Source organism: Burkholderia lata, from assembly GCF_000012945.1.
In the GTDB taxonomy this organism is placed as follows: Bacteria; Pseudomonadota; Gammaproteobacteria; order Burkholderiales; family Burkholderiaceae; genus Burkholderia; species Burkholderia lata.
Map to the genome: position 1 here is coordinate 1,174,894 of NC_007511.1, position 17,782 is coordinate 1,192,675.

The following is a 17,782-nucleotide window of genomic DNA, read 5'->3' on the forward strand; positions in this document are numbered from 1 at the left end:
CGCGCGTTCGCCTGTCAGCGCCACGTGCCGTTCTGCAGCACGATCCGGTAGCCGTCGGCATCCTCGAAAGTCTGGCCGGATATTTCCCAGAACGGATTGAACGACGTCACCGGCATGAAGCCATGCTCCGTGGCGCGCGCGCAGGCGGCTTCCCATTCCGGCCGATCAGGCAGGTAGAACACGATCAGGTCTTCGGGCGTCGGCGACGGCGCGATCGGATGGTCGGGGCAGTGCGTGAATTCGAAGTGATAGTCGAGGCCGTCGCGCCCGAGCATCACGCCGGAAAAGCCGTCGTGATCTTCAAAGCGCGCAAGAACGGACAGGTCGAGGGCGTCGCGATACATGCGCTCGGTGCGGGCGAGGTTGCTGACCGGGCGGGCAATGCGCAGATGGGCGTGCAAGATGGCCTCGGGGGCGAGTGGCGGGCCGGTCAATGATAAGCCGGCCGATGCGCGTTGCGTGAGGCAAGCGGATGACATCATCGCGCGTCGCGTCCGGCGAGGGAGTTGGGGAGGGGGTGATATGGCCCCGAAAAAGTGTGCAGGCAAGAAAAAGCCCGCTGCATTGAGCGGGCTGAATCCATGTTTGGAGACATGGAGGAGACAGACGTAAATTTAAGGGAAAACCCGAGGCATGGCAAGCCCTAGTTGTATCGATACAACTTTCTGTTGCGTCGCACTCACATGCTGCCAGCCCGGGCGTGCGCCGCAAACGCGCTGAAACGCTCCTGCGCGACCGGTAACGCGTACTTGTCGCGCATCTCCGTCTCGATCCATGCACAGGCCTCGCGCGCGCAGTCAGTCAGCGCGTGCCGCGTCGCGTGCCCGTCGATGTCGTAGACGAAGCGCACGCCGACCTCGTCGTCGGCCACCTGTCGCTCGAGCTGGTTGAGCTGCAGTTGCGACCCATGTTGCTGCGACAGCGCACGCAACTCGTCGAAGTGATATTCGAGCCAATCGGCAAAGAACAGTGCGTCGCTGTGGCAGGGCAGCCGGAAGGCCGCGCTGCGTGACGGGCGCAGCCCGGCTTCGCCGGCCGACGCGTGCGGTTCACCGTCGGATGCGATGGATGTGTCGACGGGCGCGAGCGGTTGCCGAATCCGGCGGTAGGGCTCGCGATCGCGCAGCGCATGCCACAGCAGTTCGTCGCCAGCGGCGCCGGACGGCTGCATCGTCAGGTCATACCGGCCTTCGCCGGCCGGAGCGATGTCGCGGATCACGAGGCGCAGCGAGCAGAGCGGCTCGTCCGCAACCAGCAGCGTCGCCGCGCGTGGCAGCCCGCAGACGAGCGGCGCGGCGCCGCCGGCGCGGAACACGAGGCCGCGACGGTCGAGCCGCACGAGCGGCAGCGGCCGGGGAAACGACGGGTAGGCGACCGCGATGCGGGCGCCGTTGGCGCTCGTCAACCCGGGCATCATCGCGCGAAAGACCTGAGACTGGTCCACGTTGATTCTCCTTCGTTACGATGCCGCCCTGACAGAAACGCGCGTTCCGGTTCAAGCGGCGATGGCTTGCCGGGCGGCCTGCCCCGGCTCGATTCCTAGTGCGGCAAACGTTTGCGGATCGATGTCGATCCAACACGCGACCACCAGACGTCCGTCCACCTGCTTCGGCGGGCCTGCGCGGTGCGCGTGTATGCCGATCCGGCGGAACAGCCGTTCCATGCTCGCGAACGTCACGCCGATCAACTGCCGCGCGCCAAGCTGCGCCGCGCATTCGACAACGGCCGCGAGCATCGGACGCACGGCCCATTCGGCGTTGCCCGGCCCGCCTTCGTCATCGGTTGCCGCGAACCGGGACAACTCCCAGACGGCGGCCGATTGCGGCAGCGGCATGTCTTCGGCGATCAGGTCGGCGAACAGCGACTTCAGCAGGTACGGGCGTGTCGTCGGCAGCAGGCGCGCACATCCGCACATGTCGCCGTCGGCGTTTCGCGCGAACACGTACACGGTATCGTCGCGATCGAACTGGTCGCGCTCGAAGCTTTCGTTCGCCGACGGGAGCGCCCAACCAAGCTGCTCGACGAACACACGGCGCCGATAGCGCCCGAGATCCGCTGCAAGTTCGTGTGGCAACCGCCCTTCTTCGTGAACGAAGGTCCGCATGGTGTCCTCGGATCTGTGCTTTTGTATGCGTGCATTACATCGCGCAGCACGAGGGGGCTGTAACTGGTAACTCTTACAGGGTGACGCCGGAAAGACGTCGTTTAGGACGTGGTAACGGTTTCTTGATCAACGGGATTGAAAACCGTGGCGCTTTTGCTTATAAAGAGCGCCAGCATCGCGTAAATTGTCAGAGGAATAGGTGTGCAGCCAGTTGTCACTGGAGCGTCGGACCGGCATGATAGGCGTCGTTGTGGCCGAGCAGGGCTGACGCGACAGCGGCGGGCCAGTCGATGCACGCGAGCCGTGCGGCGAGCGCGGCGGCTGTGTGGAACATGCCGATGTCGGCGCCGGTGGCGTCGATGGCCATCACGTTGCTGCGGACGTCGCCGCCCGCGATCACGAACGTGCCCGTCGCGCGGTCGAGATACCAGTCCCAGCCGATCGTCACGTAAGCGACGCCGGCACTGGCCGGGCGATGCCATTCGGTATAGCCGGCGAGGCGAGCGTCGATTGCGCTGTCGCGCAATTCCTCGCGCAGCGATGTGTCGAGGCCGCTTGCGACATGGTCGAGCGCAAGCACGGCCAGTGCGCCTTCTGACAGGCGTACGTAGCCGTCCGGGGACGGGCCGGGGACCGGGTGCAGCAAAGGTGAAGTCATGCGCGGAATGTATCAGCCTCGAACGGGTGCTGGAACCTGACAAGTATGACAGCGTGACGTTGTCGGAGAATGAATGGAACTGCGCTGGCAGGATGCCTATCAACAATTCAGCGCCGCGGAAGATGAGCAGCAGCTCTTCCAGCGGATCGCCGCCTATTCCAAACGGCTGGGATTCGAATACTGCTGTTACGGCATTCGCGTCCCGCTGCCTGTTTCGAAGCCCGCGGTCGCGATCTTCAATACCTATCCGGACGGCTGGATGGCGCACTACCAGGCGCAGAACTACATCGAGATCGACTCGACGGTTCGCGACGGCGCGCTCAGCACCAACATGATCGTCTGGCCGGACGTCGACCGGATCGAACCGTGCCCGCTGTGGCAGGACGCGCGTGATTACGGATTGTCGGTGGGGGTCGCGCAGTCGAGCTGGGCGGCCCGCGGTGCGTTCGGCCTGCTGAGCATCGCCCGCCATGCCGACCGGCTGACGCCGGCCGAGATCAACATGCTGACGTTGCAGACGAACTGGCTCGCGAACCTGTCGCATTCGCTGATGAGCCGCTTCGTGGTGCCGAAGCTGGCGCCGGCGGCGGGCGTCACGCTGACCGCGCGCGAGCGCGAGGTGCTGTGCTGGACGGCCGAAGGCAAGACCGCGTGCGAAATCGGCCAGATCCTCAGCATCTCGGAGCGGACGGTCAACTTCCACGTCAACAACATCCTCGAGAAGCTGGGTGCGACGAACAAGGTCCAGGCGGTCGTCAAGGCAATCTCGGCCGGGCTGATCGAGACGCCCTGACAGGGCGTGAGGGCGGCAGCGCGACATGCGGCTGCCGCCAGGCCGCTTACTCCATCATCGGCTCCGCTTCCTTCGCGGTCCAGCTCACGCTGGAAATGCTCTTCTCCATGCTCATCCGGCTCGCGATCTGCTCGAGCTTCTGCTGATCCTTCGGATGCAGCTTCAGTGTCGCGGTCACCTTCAGCCGGTCCGGCTGGTCGGGCACGTCCTCGCTCGTGAGGCTCTGGAACGACAGCGGCTTCGCATACATCGAGTTCGACAGCAGCGTGCGGATGTGCACTTCGTCGGAGGCCAGGCAGATCACGGTGATCTGGTATTCGCGCACGAGATCGGCGTTCGATACCGGCGTCGCGTTGATTGCCTGGCTGACGCTGCGCAACAGCGTATTGGTCAGCAGCACGACGCCGGTGCCGGCGAGCGCCGGCACGTAATGACCGGAACCGGACAGCACGCCGACGGCGGCCGAGCACCACAGCGTCGCGGCGGTGTTGATGCCCTGGATCGAGCCCTTGTCGCGCATGATCACGCCGCCGCCGAGGAAGCCGACGCCCGACACGACGTAGGCGGCGATCTGCGTGACGCCCGCGACGCCGTTGCCAGTCAGCACGCCGAGCGTGACGAACAGGCAGGCGCCGCTCGCGACGAGCGTGATCGTGCGCAGGCCGGCCGTGCGCTGGCGCATCTGGCGTTCGATGCCGATGGCGACGCCGCAGGCGAACGCGGTGAAAAGACGGAGTGCGAAATCGAAAGTCATGGTTGTCCTGCCGTGCAAGGAGCGCGTGCCGTTTCGCGTCGCTGCGGCGCAAGGCCGAAGGCGACGCGAAGATAGCCGTCATCGCGCGGTACTGTACCGCGCGAATGCGTCATTCAGTGTGAAACGGTAGGCGTGCGGCTCGCGGAACGCGAGCCGGGCAGGAGAACTGCGTCGGACAGGCGTTCAGGCGGCAAGCGGCGCACGCAACGGAGTGCTGCAACTGTCCACGATGGTTCCTGAAGGAAGAATGGGCGGCATTCTAGTGGGCGGCGCGCGCATGCGTCAACCGCCTCGCGGCGGTTGCGCTACTGCGCCGAGCCGATCGTCCCGGTCGCAAGCGCGAGCGCGGCAGCAGCGGACAGCGCCCCGGCATAGCTGTCGACCTCCGCGTTGCGGGCCGCCAGGAGCTGGCTTTGTGCGATCGTCGCATCGGTAACCGAGCCGACGCCGTTCCGGTACGCGGTCAGCGCCGCGTCGTAGCTCGTCTGTGCGGCATCGACGAGCGCCTTCGCGGCGTCGTGCGACGCAAGGCTCGTCTGCACCGCGTTCTGCGCGGCGACGACCTGTCGGACGGCTTCCTCCTTGGTCCGCGTGAGTCGCGCGGAGGCGCTTTCCGCATCGTTGCGCGCCTGCATCAGCACGGCCGAGCGCAGGCCGCCGTCGTACAGCGGAATCGTCACGCCGAGGAACACGCCGCCGCCGTAGCGGCTGCCGTTCAGGTTGACGGTCGGCGCCTGGTCGCCGATCGCGGGCAGTGCGGAAATGGACGTGCCGCCGCTCGCGTACGACGTCGACGCGGACAGGAAAATCTTCGGCATGAACGCGGCTTCCGCCGCCTTGATCTTCGCGCGATTGGCCTTTTCGAGCGCGAACGCGCCCTGCAGGTCGGGGCGGCGCGCGATCGCATCCGACACGATCGCGTCGACCGACGAGCCGAGCGCGGGCGGCAGCGGCCGCTTCGGCAGCGCGGCAATGGTCGGCTTCGACAGTGGCGAGATGCCGAGCGCGGAGACGAGGGCGAGGTAGCCGTCGCTCTCCGTGCCGTTCGCCTGCACGAGCGCGAGGTTTGCCTGCGCGCGGTTTTGCGTCGCCTGCGCGAGCTCGACGACCGTGCCGACGCCATGCTTGAGCCGCGCGCGGGAGGCCGCGAGGATCGCGTCCGCGTTCGCGAGGCCCTGCTGGGCGCTGAGCGCGCGCGAGCGTGCGGCTTCGTACCGGTAGTACGCGACGGTTACCTCGTGGATCACCTGCTGGTGTACGGCCGTGAACGCGACGTTCGACGCGATCGACGCTTGCTCGGCCGCTTCGACACGCGCCGAGCGGCCACCGAAATCGAACAGCAGCCATTGCAGCGACAGCGCCGAGATGGTGCCGTGCACGGTGGAGTTGCTCGACGAGTCGCCGAGGATCGACGACGTCGAGCCGTGGTTTGCCTGGTACCCGCCCATGGCCGTCGCGGACAGCCTCGGCAGGTAGGCGGTCTTGGCCAGGCCGACCGCGAGCGCCGCGTTACGTGCGTCGTTCCACGCGATACGGGTCAACGGGTTCGCCGATTCGGCGAGATCGATCAGCTCGGGCAGCGTGTACGCGTGCGTGGCGTCGAGCGCGGCCGGCGGCGAGACTGACGCGAGCGCCGGCGACTCGGGCAGCGTGTAGTCATGCGAACCTTGTGCGGACGCGCGCGGCGGGCCCGGCACGATGTCGCCTGCGGCCGACGTTTGCGGCTGCCACGGGCGATCGGACGCCTCCGGCGCCAGATCGATCGACGACGTCGCGCAGCCGGCCAGCGCGACGGCGGTCGTGAGGGCGGCGGCGGCGATCGAGGCGGCCGGCGGTTCAGGTAGGCGCATGGGGAACGGGCTCCTTCGGTGTGGCTTGGCGGGCGGCGTCTGCGATGTGCGCGAGCCGCGTGTCGATCAGGTTCAGCAGCGCGTCGCGTGCGGGGTCGGTGGGGGCGGTGCGCAGCGGGGCGGCCGGCGGCGCGGGCGAATCCGTATGGGGCGCGGCTTCGTCGTCGCGCGGTTCGGTCACGCGGGCGAGCTGCGCACCGATTGCCGCATCGCCGGGCTTGCGCTCGGCGAGCAGGAACAGCGGGCCTTCGAGCGCGCCGAGTTCGGCGAGCGCGCGCCGTCGCGTGGCGAGCCACGTGGCGGCCGGCCGCACCCACGACGGTTCGTAGTGGACCAGCCCGAGCTCCTGCGTGAGCGCGCCGTGGCGGGCGAACGCCTCAGCGGCGAGCGCGCGCCGCTCGGCCGGCTGCGCGACCTGCACGAGGCGCCGCCACTGGTCGATCAGCGCGGCGAGCCCGACGTCGATCTGCTTGCCGATGCTGACGGGCCAGATGCGCGTGAACACGAGATACACGACGACGTTGCCGAGCAGGATGCCGATCGTGCGATCGCGCGCGATCGTCAGGTCGAAGCCGGGGCCGGCGCCCTGGATCACGCACAGGAAAAATGCGAACGCGATCTGGAAGCCGGCATACGCGATGCGCGGCGAGCCGAATGCGACCCACGCGGCGAGCCACCCGCCGGCGAACACCAGCGCCATCAGGTGGCCGACCGACGATAGCGACGGCACGACGAAGACGAGTGCCGCCGTGCCGAGCAGCGCGCCGACGATGCAGCCGAAGATCCGCAGCGTGAGCTTCTCGACCGTCTCGGCCGTCGAGCCGAGCGACACGATGTAGCAGGTGACGACGCACGTGTGGATGCCCGACCAGTCGAGCTGCGAATACAGCAGGTAGCAGAAGATCGCCGCGGCGGTCGTCTTCAGTGCGTAGCGGATATGGTCGGGATTGGTGCGCGCGTCGGGCAGGAAGAAGCCGCCGCGCGGCGCGGGGGGCGGGGCGGATTCGGGGGCTGCGGTCGAAGCGGTCGAAGCGGTCGAAGCGGTCGAAGCGGTCGAAGCGGTCGAAGCGGTCGAAGCGGTCGAAGCGGTCGAAGCGGTCGAAGCGGTCGAAGCGGTCGAAGCGGTCGAAGCGGTCGAAGCGGTCGAAGCGGTCGAAGCGGTCGAAGCGGTCGAAGCGGTCGAAGCGGTCGAAGCGGTCGAAGCGGTCGAAGCGGTCGAAGCGGTCGAAGCGGTCGAAGCCGTCGAAGCCGTCGAAGCCGTCGAAGCCGTCGAAGCCGTCGAAGCCGTCGAAGCCGTCGAAGCCGTCGAAGCCGTCGAAGCGACATCGGTCGTTGCGGCCGGTTCCGCGAAATGCGTGATCGCCGCATGGAGGTCCGTCGCGGCAACACGCGCGAGCGGCGGCAGCGTGTCGGGCGGCGGTAGCGCGAGTGTCACGTCGACCGGGTAGCCGCCCCGGTCGAGGATGCCGGCCATCTCGTCGAGCGTCGCGGCGATCGGTGTGGCGTAGGCGTCGGGCAGCCGCGCGCCCGGCTCGCGATCGGCCAGCGCGACGCCGACGAGCAGCGCGGTGCTCGATGCCACGGCCTGCCGCAACGCCGCGAAGTCGGCGGCGGACGACGAGCCTTCGAGTTTCGACAGCTTGAGCCACGTGAGCAGCTGCTTGTCGCCTTCGTGCAGGCAGGCGTTGAATGCGTCGCGCGCCGCATCGTCGCCGCGCAGCCGCTGCGCGGCGAGCCGCAAGCGCTTCGCGAGTTGCGCGTGCGCGAGCTTGCGCGGCGATGGCGCGATCAGCAGGTTGACGACGATCGCGACACCGACCGGGATCGCGATCGTCAGCCAGATGTACAGCAGCGCGCGCGTTGCAGCTTCGCCGAATGGCGCGAGGCCGAGCTGGTCGAGCCCGAAGCCGACGATCATCGCGAGGATCGCGCCGACCGGGCGCAGCTTGCTGGCCGACGTCAGATAGAGGAAGCCGACCGACAGCACGGCCATGCACGCGACGCGCAGGATCGAATAGTCGATGCTGAAGATCGCGATGCCGAGCACGAGCCCGATCACGATCGTGACGATCACCAGCAGCGCGGCCGCGAGCACGACGCTCGTCACGCGGTCGGCACGGATCATGAAGAACACGACGTACGCGGACAGCGCGGCTTCGGGCGTGCCGTAGGCGGCCGTCACGAGCGCGGTCAGTGCGCAGATCAGCGCAACCCGCACGGCAATCGACATGCGCCCCGGAAACGGCGCGAGCAGTCGCAGGACTTCGCGCGGGCCCGGCGAGCGAACCTCAGCGGCAGGCAGTGCCATGCCGGACCTCGACGATCGCACTGGCGCCGACGCGCACGAGCTTGCCGTCGGGTTCGTCGAGCTTCACGCGCACCGGGAAGCGTTGCGCGACGTGCACCCAGTTCACCGAGTTCTGCACGATCGGCAGCGTGCGCGGCAGGTTGATGCGGGCGCTGTCGGCGATGCCTGCGCCGACGCCGACGACCTTGCCCGTCAGCGGGCGGCTGCGGTCGATCATCGAATAGACGGTCGCGCAGTCGCCGACCTCGATGCGGCTCAACGACGTCTCGCGGAAGTTGCCGACGGCGAACCATTCGCTTGCGTCGATCAGCGTGAAGATCGACTGGTTCGGCGCAAGGGTTTCGCCGGCGAGCACGCTCAGGCCTGTGACGAGGCCATCGTGCGGTGCGCGCACGACGGTGTCGTCGAGCGCATGCTGCGCGCGGGCCAGCGCGGCTTCGCGCGCATGCAGCGTCGCGATCGCGTCGGCCTCGTCGCCGATCGTCTGCGCGGACGCGCGCTGCTGTTCCTGTGCCTGCGTGAGCGACACGGCGGCGTCGCGCTGGCGGACCTTCGCCTGGTCGAACTGCTGCGCGCTGACGTAGCCCTGCGCGGCGAGCGGTGCGAGCCGGTTCACGTCGCGCGTCGCCAGGTCGCTGTTCTGCGTGGCGCGCTTGACCTGCTCGGCGGCCACGGCCGCGTTCGAGCGCTCGCCGATCAGCGAACGGCGGCGCGTGTCGAGCGATGCGCGCGCGAGCTCGAGGTCGGCCTGCGCCTGGGCTACCGTCAACCGGTACGGCACAGGGTCGATGACATACAGCAGGTCGCCCTTCGTGACGCGCTGGTTTTCATGCACCGCGAGCTGCACGATGCGGCCGCCGACCGGCGACGCGACGTGCACAACATCGGCGTCGATCGACGCGTCGTCGGTGGACGGGTAGGCCGTCGTGCGGTAGTACGCGTACACGAGTGCCGCGATGCCGAGCGCGACGATCGCCAGTGCGATCACGCGGCCTTTGACGGAGGGGCGGGCAATGCCGGCGGCCTTCATGCGAACGGCCCCGTGCCGGTGAGCCACACGATGACGGCGACCACGAGCCCGATCGCGGTGCAGACGGCCAGCTGGTAGGGCACCGTGGCGGCCCAGCCGGTCGCGACGAAGACGCGGTGCGCGACGATCGCGCCGATGACGCCGACGATCGCGCTGACGAGCCAAAGCGGGAAATACGCGCCGAACAGGACGTACGACGGTGCGCCGCGCGATGCGCAGCCCGCGAGCGGCAGGGCTGGCGCCAGGACGGCGGCGACGCGCAAGGGCGCGCGCGGCGTTGTTTTTCTCATGGTGTGACGAGCTCGACGTTGGGGGTGGATGCCGGGCACGGCGCAATGCGGATCGTCGCCGCGACGACGATTCCGGGATACGGAGCCGATAATAAATCAGCGCGATGCGGACCGCCAGCCACCCGCCCGGCGCGCCGTGGGGGGTATTGCCGCCCGGGGGGGCGCATCCGCCCGTTCGGCACCGCGTTTCCGCAATGATGGTCGGACCGTCGCGATTCTGCCAGTGCAAGCTCGCGTAGGGTTGCTAACGGACTGTAAAGGATCGTCAGACGAACGAAGGGTGGCTGATTTGTCGTGTCGGCAGCGCGGAATCGGTGCGGAAACGGCCGATTGCCGTTCGGACGCACGGGAATGGGGTCGATCCGTCAGATCGGGGGACGATGTTGACGAGCAGGTCGACCGGATTGCGTGTGAAGTGCTGCAGCGCGTCGCGATCGGTGACGCAGATGCGCGGCGGGTGTTCGGCCCGAGCTGTCTGTTCGTTTGCTCGTTTGCTCGTCTGCGAGAGCGACGACGCGCGGCGCCTTCGAGCAAGACGCGGACGTTCGCGTCGATCATCCGGACGCCGTTCTCGAAATGGCTGACCTGGATGGGCAAGCGCAGCGCGCGCCGCCTGTCGGTAACGACGGGTTTCAGGAAAGCGTCAACGTCGCTCGCGTCGGGCGGGCCGATGCAGCCGCGGTCGAGCGCTGCGACGAGCGGCGTCGAAGCCCGGCCGGCGACCGGTCGTCAAAGCTGCGATCTGTGTACCATCGTACGTATGGCGCGACGCGCGGTACGGGGCCTCAAGGCCTCGTGCAACACGCGACGCGGAAGCGGTATCGGTATCGCAACGAAGGTGAGCATTCCATGCGAAGTTTCTTTGTCCGGTTCATTGCAATCGGCGTGCTGTTCCATCTGTACGTCGGGATACGGATCATTCCCGATGCGTTTACGTCGCCGGTCGCGCGCACGATCGCGGCGCTCGTGCTGGCGAGCTTCGTCGTGCTGATCCCGGTCGGCATGTTCTCGCGCCGCTTCGACGAAGGTTGGGCCGCGACGCTGGCCGGGTGGGCCGGTTCGCTCGTGATGGGCTTCTTCTCGTCGCTGCTCCTGCTGACGTTCCTCCGCGAATTCGTGCTGCTCGGCGTGTCCGGATGGCGGCAATTCGGGCACGACGGCGCGTGGCCTGCCGCCGCGACCGACACGGCGCTCGGCGTGCTGGCCGGTGCGGTATTCGTCACCGTGATCGGGTTCGTCGGTGCGCGCCGCACGGCGGCGGTCAAGCGTGTGTCGATCCCGGTCGCGGGGCTGCCGGCCGGGCTCGACGGGCTGACGATCGTGCAACTGTCCGACATCCACGTCGGGCCGACGATCAAGCGGCCCTATGTCGAACGGATCGTGCGTGCGGTCAATGCGCTCGATGCCGACCTCGTCGTCGTGACGGGCGACGTGGTCGACGGCTCGGTCAAGCGCCTGCGCGAGCACACGGCGCCGCTTGGCCGCATGCAGTCGCGGCACGGCAGCTTCCTGGTGACGGGCAACCACGAGTATTACGCGGGCGCGCATGCGTGGATCGACGAGTTCCGGCGCATCGGGCTGACGGTGCTGCTCAACGAACACGTGCTGATCGAGCACGACGGTGCGCACGCGGTGCTCGCGGGCGTCACCGATTTCACGGCGGGCGGGTTCGATCCCGCCCATCGCAGCGATCCCGTGCAGGCGCTCGCGGGTGCGCCGCGCGACGTCGGCACGAAGATCCTGCTCGCGCACCAGCCGCGCAGTGCGGAAGCGGCGAACCGCGCCGGCTTTACCGTGCAGTTGTCGGGGCATACGCACGGCGGCCAGTTTCTGCCGTGGCCACCGTTCGTGCGGCTGCAGCAGCCGGTGATCGGCGGGCTGAGCCGCTTCGGCGATCTGTGGCTCTATACGAGCCGCGGCACCGGATACTGGGGGCCGCCGAACCGCTTCGGCGTGCCGTCCGAGATCACGCTGATCCGGCTGACGCGCGGCGCGTAGCGCACGCTCCCCCGTTTCAAAAGAGGCCGGCTCCGACCCGTCATCAGCGGGAACCGGCCCCGACCGGCAGCCGTCACTCGATGCGGGCGATGTCGTCGAAGTCGAAGCGCGGGCTGCGCGGGAACAGGCCGGCCGGATCGCCGTAGCCGAGATTCACGAGGAAGTTGCTCCTGATCGCGGTGCCCGCGAAGAACGCGGCGTCGACCTTCGCGCCGTCGAAGCCGGACATCGGGCCCGCGTCGAGGCCGAGTGCGCGCGCGGCCAGGATCAGGTATGCGCCCTGCAGCGACGAATTGCGGAACGCGGTGGTCTCGATCAGCGCATCGTTGCCGGCGAACCAGCTGCGTGCGTCGGCGTGCGGGAACAGGCGCGGCAGGTGCTCATGGAATGCCATGTCCATGCCGACGATCACGGTGACCGGCGCGGCCATCGTCTTCGCGAGATTGCCTTCGGACAGCGCGGGCTTCAGGCGCGCCTTCGCCTCGGGCGACTTGACGAACACGAAGCGTGCGGGGCTCGCGTTCGCCGACGTCGGGCCGAATTTCGTCAGGTCGATCAGCCGGTGCAGCAGTGCGTCGTCGACAGGTTTGTCCTGCCACGCGTTGTGCGTGCGCGCGGAGAGAAACAGTTGGTCGAGAGCGGAGTCGGACAGCGTCGTCATGATGGATGGGATCCGGAAGGAAAGCGGCCGGGGCGAGCCGACCGGGCAGAGGAAACAATGCGGCACGCTTCGGCAAGGCGGGCCGCGACACGCCGCGATGATAGCGTGATGCGCGAACCGCGAACCGCGAACCGCGAACCGCGAACCGCGAACCGCGAACCGCGAACCGCGAACCGCGAACCGCGAACCGCGAACCGCGAACCGCGAACCGAGAACCGCGAACCGAGAACCGAGAACCGAGAACCGCGGGCACGGCGGATTCCTCTTGTCAGCGAATGACAGCGCATGGCAGTGTGCGACGCCGTTGGCTAGTATGCAGGCATGCACTGTTCGCTCCGTTCATCGCCCGTTTCTCCCGACATGTCGACACCCGATCTCTTCGCTGACACGCCCGCACCCGACGTGGACTGGTACCCGGACTGGCTGGCGCCGTCCGATGCCGATCGCGTGCTGGCCGCGTTGATCGGCGAGGTCGCGTGGCAGCAGGACACGATCCGCACGCCGCGCGGACGCATTCCGTTGCCGCGGCTGACCGCATGGCAGGGCGAGCCGGATGCCGTCTACGTGTATTCGGGGATCCGCAACGTGCCGGCGCCGTGGACGCCGGCCGTGCTCGACTTGAAACGCGCGGTCGAGGCGACGTCCGGCGCGCGTTTCAACAGCGTGCTGCTCAATCGCTACCGCAACGGGCAGGACAGCCTCGGCTGGCATGCGGACAACGAGCCCGAACTGGGCGATGCGCCGGTGATCGCATCGGTGAGCCTCGGCGCGATGCGCGTGTTCGACCTTCGCCATCGCAAGACCGGTGTCACGCATGCGTATCGCCTCGGGCATGGCAGCCTGCTCGTGATGCACGGGCGCACGCAGGCCGAATGGCAGCACCGCGTGCCGAAGGCGCCGGGCGTGCAGGGCGAGCGCGTGAACCTGACGTTTCGGCGCGTGATGCCGGTTGGTACGGGCCGGTAACCACCGTCGCCGCCGAGGTGCCTGGATCGCCGGACGATTCGCGCCCCTTTTTTCGATTCACCGGCGATCGATGCAGGCAAGCAGTCGCGTGTGCGGCACGTTGCCGCACGAGTGCCGAACCGGGCGCGTTGAAACGGCGCTGAGGCCCGTGCCATATAGGTTTCAGGAAAATTCGATCGACCGCCCGGTTCCGATAGATGAGTGAAACCTCTGATGGTGCGTCGCAACAATCCTTGACTAGACTGTCGAATGGCAGAAGCGCGTCGCATCCCGGCGCGATCCTTTCGACATGCCCCAAGCGTTGCCGATGCGGTGCGCAAGGGGGCAGGAGCAAAACGCGTGACCGTATTCGACCCTTCCTTCGAACCCTCGCTGCACGTCTTTGAACAAGACGGCGGATGGCAATGGGCGCTGACGGTGAAGCGGGCGACCGGCGTTGGCGTGAAAGTCGTTGCGTTCAGCCAGGAAGGCTTTCGCGGCGAAGCCGAGGCCTACGCCGCCGGCCAGCTTGCCCGCGCCGAGTATGACGACGCCGTGACGGCCTGACGCCGTCGCGTCGATCCCGCCGCCCGAGGCTCGTCTTCATCGCTTGCCGCCCGCCGCCGGGTGGTTCTTTCCCGATCGTTTTCAGTTTTCCGTCGCCTGTCGCGCTTCGCGCGACAGTGCGTGCGGCGTGTTTGCACGCCCGTCCGCCTGAGCCCGCCGCGCCAAATGGTCCGTACCATTCGACACGTGTGTGCCATACGCCACGCTTAACGTCGCTGCACGGCGTCCGTCGCGCCGGCGATGCGGCTTCGTGCCGCGATTCGAATGCCGGACGCCGGACGCTGACCCATCGACAAGAATGCAGGTCATGTGCGACGACAGAACCGACTACAACCGCCAGGCATGCGGCGGATCGCGCACGGCGCGGGCGCCGGAACGGGGATTCACGCTGATCGAGGTGCTGATCGCGCTGGCGATCGTCGCCGTGGCGCTCGGCGCCGTGATGCGCGCGATCGGCGCGCTCGCGTCGGATACCGACATGGCGCGCATGCGGCTGCTCGCGTTGTGGAGCGCCGACAACGCGCTCGGCGAAATCCGCATTGCATCGACCTGGCCGTCCGTCGGCACCAACACGTTTGCCTGCCCGCAGGGGCGCTACCGGTTCGTGTGCCGCCAGTCGGTGGCCGCGCTGCCGAGCCCGCTCGTGCGTCGCGTGACGGTGAGCGTGTATCCGTCCGCGTCGAGCCGCAACGTGCTCGCGGAAGTCGTCACGGTGATCCAGAATGAAGCGCGCCGCTGACCCGCGCGCGGCAGCGCGTGCCGGCAACCGTGCCCGTGCCCGCGGCTTCACGCTGATCGAGATGCTGGTCGCGATTGCGCTGCTCGCCGTGATCGCGCTGTTGTCGTGGCGCGGTCTCGATGCGACGATCCGCGGCCGCGACGATATTGCGTCGAATCTGGCGCAAACGCGTCTGCTCGGCCGCTACTTCTCTCAACTGCAGTTCGACCTGACGAACCTCGTGACGCCCGATGAAGTATTCGGGCCGCCGCTGCGCATCCGCCCGGGCGAACTCGTGATGGTGCGCCATCTCGGGGTCGGCGGCGGGCCGACGCAGATGCAGGTGGTGCGCTACCAGCTCAAGGGGCGCGAGCTCGTGCGCAGTGCGTCGCAGCCGCTCGCGTCGCTCGTCGAAGTCGACGACGCGCTGCATCACATGGATGGGTTCGCGCGCGTGGTGGTCAGCAATGATGCGCGCTCGATGCAGCTTTCCGTGTGGATTCCGCCCGGCGGATGGACGACGAGCCAGGCCGTCATCGAACAGTCGTATGCGCAGTTTCTCGCGCAGCACGGCATCAGCAACTTCACGTCGATCGGCGTGCCGGTGCCGCGCGGCGTTCGCTTCTCGGTCACGATGGGCGCGCCGGCGGTCGAATACGTGCGGACGATCCCGATCGGCCAGTGACGGCGGCGCGCGCGGCCCCCGGCACGGCGTGTGTTCCGTCCCCCGGACAAAATGGTCCGTAACTTTCGTCATACATCTGTTATTGCCCGTCCGTTAGTCTCGTGACGAGCATGGCCGCCGCGACCGGTTCCATCGAACCGGATCGGCGGCGGCATCGGCAAACGGGAAGGGGGCGAACGTGACGGTCGAGCACCGGCATGATGCACACGCGGGCGCGTCGGGACTCGACGCGCGCGAACAACGGCAATCGGCGGCGATCCTGAGCCGCGCACAAAACTGGCACAGCGCCGGACGATTCGACGACGCGGCGCGCGAATATCTCGCCGTGCTCGAGAAGGAGCCGGACAATCCCCAGGCATTGCACCTGTACGGCATCCTGCAGTTCCAGCGCGGGGCGGCCGACGACGCCGAAGCGTTGCTGCGCCAGTCGGTTGCGATCGCACCCGGCACGCGCGTGCTGTCGGATCTCGGCGCGATCGCCGGCGAGCGTGGCCGTGTCGGCGAGGCGCTCGAGCATTTCGCGGCCGCGCTGCGAGCGACGCCCGACGACGTGCAGACGCTCGTGCGCCGCGGCAACACGCTGCTCGGGCTGCGCCGCCCTGACGAGGCGCTGGCGTCATTCGACCGCGCGCTCGCGGTGTCGCCGCTGGTGCTCGATGCGCTTTGCAATCGCGGCAGCGCGCTGCGTGCGCTGAGTCGTTTCGACGAGGCGCTCGATACCTACGATCGCGCGCTGATGGTCGACCCGCGTTCGTTCGAATCGTGGTTCAACCGCGGCCTCGTACTGCGCGAGCTACAGCGGCCGGCCGATGCGCTGCAGTGCTTCGAGCGCGCCAATGCGATCCGGCCCGGCATGGCCGCGATCATGGCCGAGCGCGGCCGCACGCTGATCGATCTCGATCGGCCGGGCGAGGCGCTCGACGCGTTCAACGAAGCGATCGCTGCCGATCCCGCGCGGATCGACGTGCTTTACAACAGCGCGGTCGCGCTCGAACGGCTCGGCCGCGCGGACGAAGCGCTCGCCCGTTGCGAGCGCGTGCTGAGTTTCGATCCGGATCATGTTCGCGCCCATGCGAGCCGTGGCAACGCGCTACTGCAGCTCAAGCGCCACGATGACGCGCTGGTGGCCTATGCGCGTGCGCTGGCGCTCGATCCGCATTCGGCGGAGACGTTGTGCAATCGCGGCACCGCGTTGCGTTACCTGAAGCGTTACGACGACGCGCTGGCCAGCTACGACGCCGCGCTTGCGCGCGACGCGCGGTTCGCCGAAGCGTGGACCAACCGCAGCAGCGTGCTGCAGGACCTGCATCGCTACGACGAAGCGATGGCGTCGCTCGACCGTGCGCTCGCGCTGCGTCCCGATCACGCGACGAACTGGCTCAACCGCGGCAACCTGCATTTCGAAACGGCGCGCACGGACGATGCGCTTGCCTCGTACGACCGCGCGATCGCGCTGCAACCCGATTACGCCGAAGCGCATTTCGCACGTGCGTCGTTGTATCTGATCGAAGGCGATTTCGCGCGCGGCTGGCCCGAGTACGAATGGCGGCTGCGCGATGCGCAGCTTGCGCGGCACTACCGGCCGTTCACGCAGCCGGCGTGGCAGGGCGACACGCCGCTCGACGGTCGGACGGTGCTGATTCATGCGGAACAAGGATTCGGCGACACGCTGCATTTTTGCCGCTATGTGCCGCTGGTGGCCGCACGTGGCGCGCGAGTCGTGTTCGAGGTGCAGCCGCAACTGCGCGCGCTGATGGCGTCGCTGTCCGGCGCGGCCCACGTGATCGCGCGCGGCGAACCATTGCCGGCGTTCGACTGCCAGGCCCCGTTGTTGAGCCTGCCACATGCGTTTCGCACCGACGAAGCCACGATTCCGCATGCCGGCGCCTATCTGCATGCCGACCCGCAGCGCACGCGCCAGTGGGACGCGCTGCTCGGCGAGCGGCGCCGGCCGCGGATCGGGATCGCATGGGCCGGCAATCCGGAGCACCGGAATGATCACAACCGGTCGATCGATTTCTCGTGGCTCGCGCCGCTGTTCGATCTCGACGTCGACTGGATCAGTCTGCAAAAGCCCGTGCGCGAACGCGACGAGGCGCTGCTCGCGGGTGCGCCGGTGCGTCGCGTCGACGACGAACTCGGCGACTTCGCCGACACGGCCGCGCTGATCGGCGCGCTGGATCTCGTGATTGCGGTCGATTCCGCCGTCGCGCATCTGGCGGGTGCGCTGGGCCACGCGGTCTGGGTGCTGCTGCCCGATCCGGCGGAGTGGCGCTGGATGCGCACGCGCGGCGACAGCCCGTGGTATCCGTCCGCGCGGCTGTTCCGGCAGGCCGTGCCGGGGGACTGGACAGGCGCGATCGACGCGGTGCGTGCCGCGATCGGGCCGATGACACGTTAGACACGACACGCGATACCAAC

17 protein-coding genes are annotated in these 17,782 nt (G+C 68.1%); 7 read left to right on the plus strand and 10 right to left on the minus strand.

What is annotated here, in order from left to right; translation table 11 throughout:
* Positions 1–14 precede the first annotated feature (14 nt).
* The 4 genes from BCEP18194_RS28030 to BCEP18194_RS28045 form a co-directional block, all read right to left on the minus strand.
* Positions 15–401, minus strand: coding sequence for a VOC family protein (locus BCEP18194_RS28030; RefSeq protein WP_041493245.1), 387 nt, complete (start codon positions 399–401; stop codon positions 15–17).
* Between the two features lie 278 nt (positions 402–679).
* On the minus strand, positions 680–1,444 hold the full coding sequence (locus BCEP18194_RS28035) for a hypothetical protein (protein ID WP_011354656.1): 765 nt from the start codon (positions 1,442–1,444) through the stop codon (positions 680–682).
* A 51-nt stretch (positions 1,445–1,495) separates the two neighbouring features.
* Positions 1,496–2,104: an acyl-homoserine-lactone synthase gene (locus tag BCEP18194_RS28040; RefSeq protein ID WP_011354657.1), complete on the minus strand. Its 609-nt coding sequence runs from the start codon at positions 2,102–2,104 to the stop codon at positions 1,496–1,498.
* 214 nt (positions 2,105–2,318) lie between these two features.
* Complete coding sequence (locus BCEP18194_RS28045) at positions 2,319–2,762, minus strand: DUF4902 domain-containing protein (protein ID WP_011354658.1); 444 nt, start codon at positions 2,760–2,762, stop codon at positions 2,319–2,321.
* 73 nt (positions 2,763–2,835) lie between these two features.
* On the opposite strand from BCEP18194_RS28045, the gene BCEP18194_RS28050 reads away from it, so the two are divergent.
* On the plus strand, positions 2,836–3,555 hold the full coding sequence (locus tag BCEP18194_RS28050; RefSeq protein ID WP_011354659.1) for an autoinducer binding domain-containing protein: 720 nt from the start codon (positions 2,836–2,838) through the stop codon (positions 3,553–3,555).
* Between the two features lie 46 nt (positions 3,556–3,601).
* Here BCEP18194_RS28050 and BCEP18194_RS28055 read toward each other — a convergent pair whose 3' ends face one another.
* The 5 genes from BCEP18194_RS28055 to BCEP18194_RS28075 form a co-directional block, all read right to left on the minus strand.
* A complete protein-coding gene (locus BCEP18194_RS28055; RefSeq protein ID WP_011354660.1) occupies positions 3,602–4,309 on the minus strand; it encodes an MgtC/SapB family protein in 708 nt (235 codons plus the stop codon).
* A 305-nt stretch (positions 4,310–4,614) separates the two neighbouring features.
* Positions 4,615–6,159 carry a TolC family protein gene (locus BCEP18194_RS28060; RefSeq protein ID WP_011354661.1) on the minus strand — a complete coding sequence of 515 codons (1,545 nt, stop codon included), beginning with the start codon at positions 6,157–6,159 and terminating at the stop codon, positions 4,615–4,617.
* Positions 6,146–8,467 carry an FUSC family protein gene (locus BCEP18194_RS28065; RefSeq protein ID WP_011354662.1) on the minus strand — a complete coding sequence of 774 codons (2,322 nt, stop codon included), beginning with the start codon at positions 8,465–8,467 and terminating at the stop codon, positions 6,146–6,148. The genes BCEP18194_RS28060 and BCEP18194_RS28065 overlap by 14 nt, the downstream gene beginning before the upstream one ends.
* Positions 8,448–9,497 carry a multidrug transporter subunit MdtN gene (gene mdtN / locus BCEP18194_RS28070; RefSeq protein WP_011354663.1) on the minus strand — a complete coding sequence of 350 codons (1,050 nt, stop codon included), beginning with the start codon at positions 9,495–9,497 and terminating at the stop codon, positions 8,448–8,450. The genes BCEP18194_RS28065 and mdtN overlap by 20 nt, the downstream gene beginning before the upstream one ends.
* The gene (locus BCEP18194_RS28075; RefSeq protein ID WP_011354664.1) at positions 9,494–9,787 is read right to left on the minus strand and encodes a hypothetical protein; all 294 of its coding nucleotides are present in this window, start codon (positions 9,785–9,787) and stop codon (positions 9,494–9,496) included. The genes mdtN and BCEP18194_RS28075 overlap by 4 nt, the downstream gene beginning before the upstream one ends.
* Before the next feature lie 849 nt (positions 9,788–10,636).
* Between BCEP18194_RS28075 and BCEP18194_RS28080 the strand changes: the two genes are divergently transcribed.
* Positions 10,637–11,785 (plus strand): metallophosphoesterase, encoded by a 1,149-nt coding sequence (locus BCEP18194_RS28080; RefSeq protein WP_011354666.1) that lies wholly within the window; start codon positions 10,637–10,639, stop codon positions 11,783–11,785.
* Positions 11,786–11,858: 73 nt separating this feature from the next.
* Here BCEP18194_RS28080 and BCEP18194_RS28085 read toward each other — a convergent pair whose 3' ends face one another.
* Positions 11,859–12,446, minus strand: a complete 588-nt coding sequence (locus tag BCEP18194_RS28085; protein ID WP_011354667.1) for a malonic semialdehyde reductase — start codon at positions 12,444–12,446, stop codon at positions 11,859–11,861.
* Between the two features lie 360 nt (positions 12,447–12,806).
* Here BCEP18194_RS28085 and BCEP18194_RS28090 point away from each other — a divergent pair, with 360 nt between their 5' ends.
* From BCEP18194_RS28090 to BCEP18194_RS28110, 5 genes are all read left to right on the plus strand, one after another.
* Positions 12,807–13,412 carry an alpha-ketoglutarate-dependent dioxygenase AlkB family protein gene (locus BCEP18194_RS28090; protein ID WP_041493246.1) on the plus strand — a complete coding sequence of 202 codons (606 nt, stop codon included), beginning with the start codon at positions 12,807–12,809 and terminating at the stop codon, positions 13,410–13,412.
* 339 nt (positions 13,413–13,751) lie between these two features.
* Entirely contained in the window at positions 13,752–13,958 is a 207-nt protein-coding gene (locus BCEP18194_RS28095; RefSeq protein ID WP_041493247.1) for a hypothetical protein, read from the plus strand.
* A gap of 307 nt (positions 13,959–14,265) precedes the next feature.
* Positions 14,266–14,697, plus strand: a complete 432-nt coding sequence (gene gspI, locus BCEP18194_RS28100) for a type II secretion system minor pseudopilin GspI (protein ID WP_050781659.1) — start codon at positions 14,266–14,268, stop codon at positions 14,695–14,697.
* Entirely contained in the window at positions 14,681–15,361 is a 681-nt protein-coding gene (locus BCEP18194_RS28105) for a PulJ/GspJ family protein (protein WP_011354671.1), read from the plus strand. The genes gspI and BCEP18194_RS28105 overlap by 17 nt, the downstream gene beginning before the upstream one ends.
* 178 nt (positions 15,362–15,539) lie before the next feature.
* The gene (locus tag BCEP18194_RS28110; RefSeq protein ID WP_011354672.1) at positions 15,540–17,762 is read left to right on the plus strand and encodes a tetratricopeptide repeat protein; all 2,223 of its coding nucleotides are present in this window, start codon (positions 15,540–15,542) and stop codon (positions 17,760–17,762) included.
* Positions 17,763–17,782: the final 20 nt, after the last annotated feature.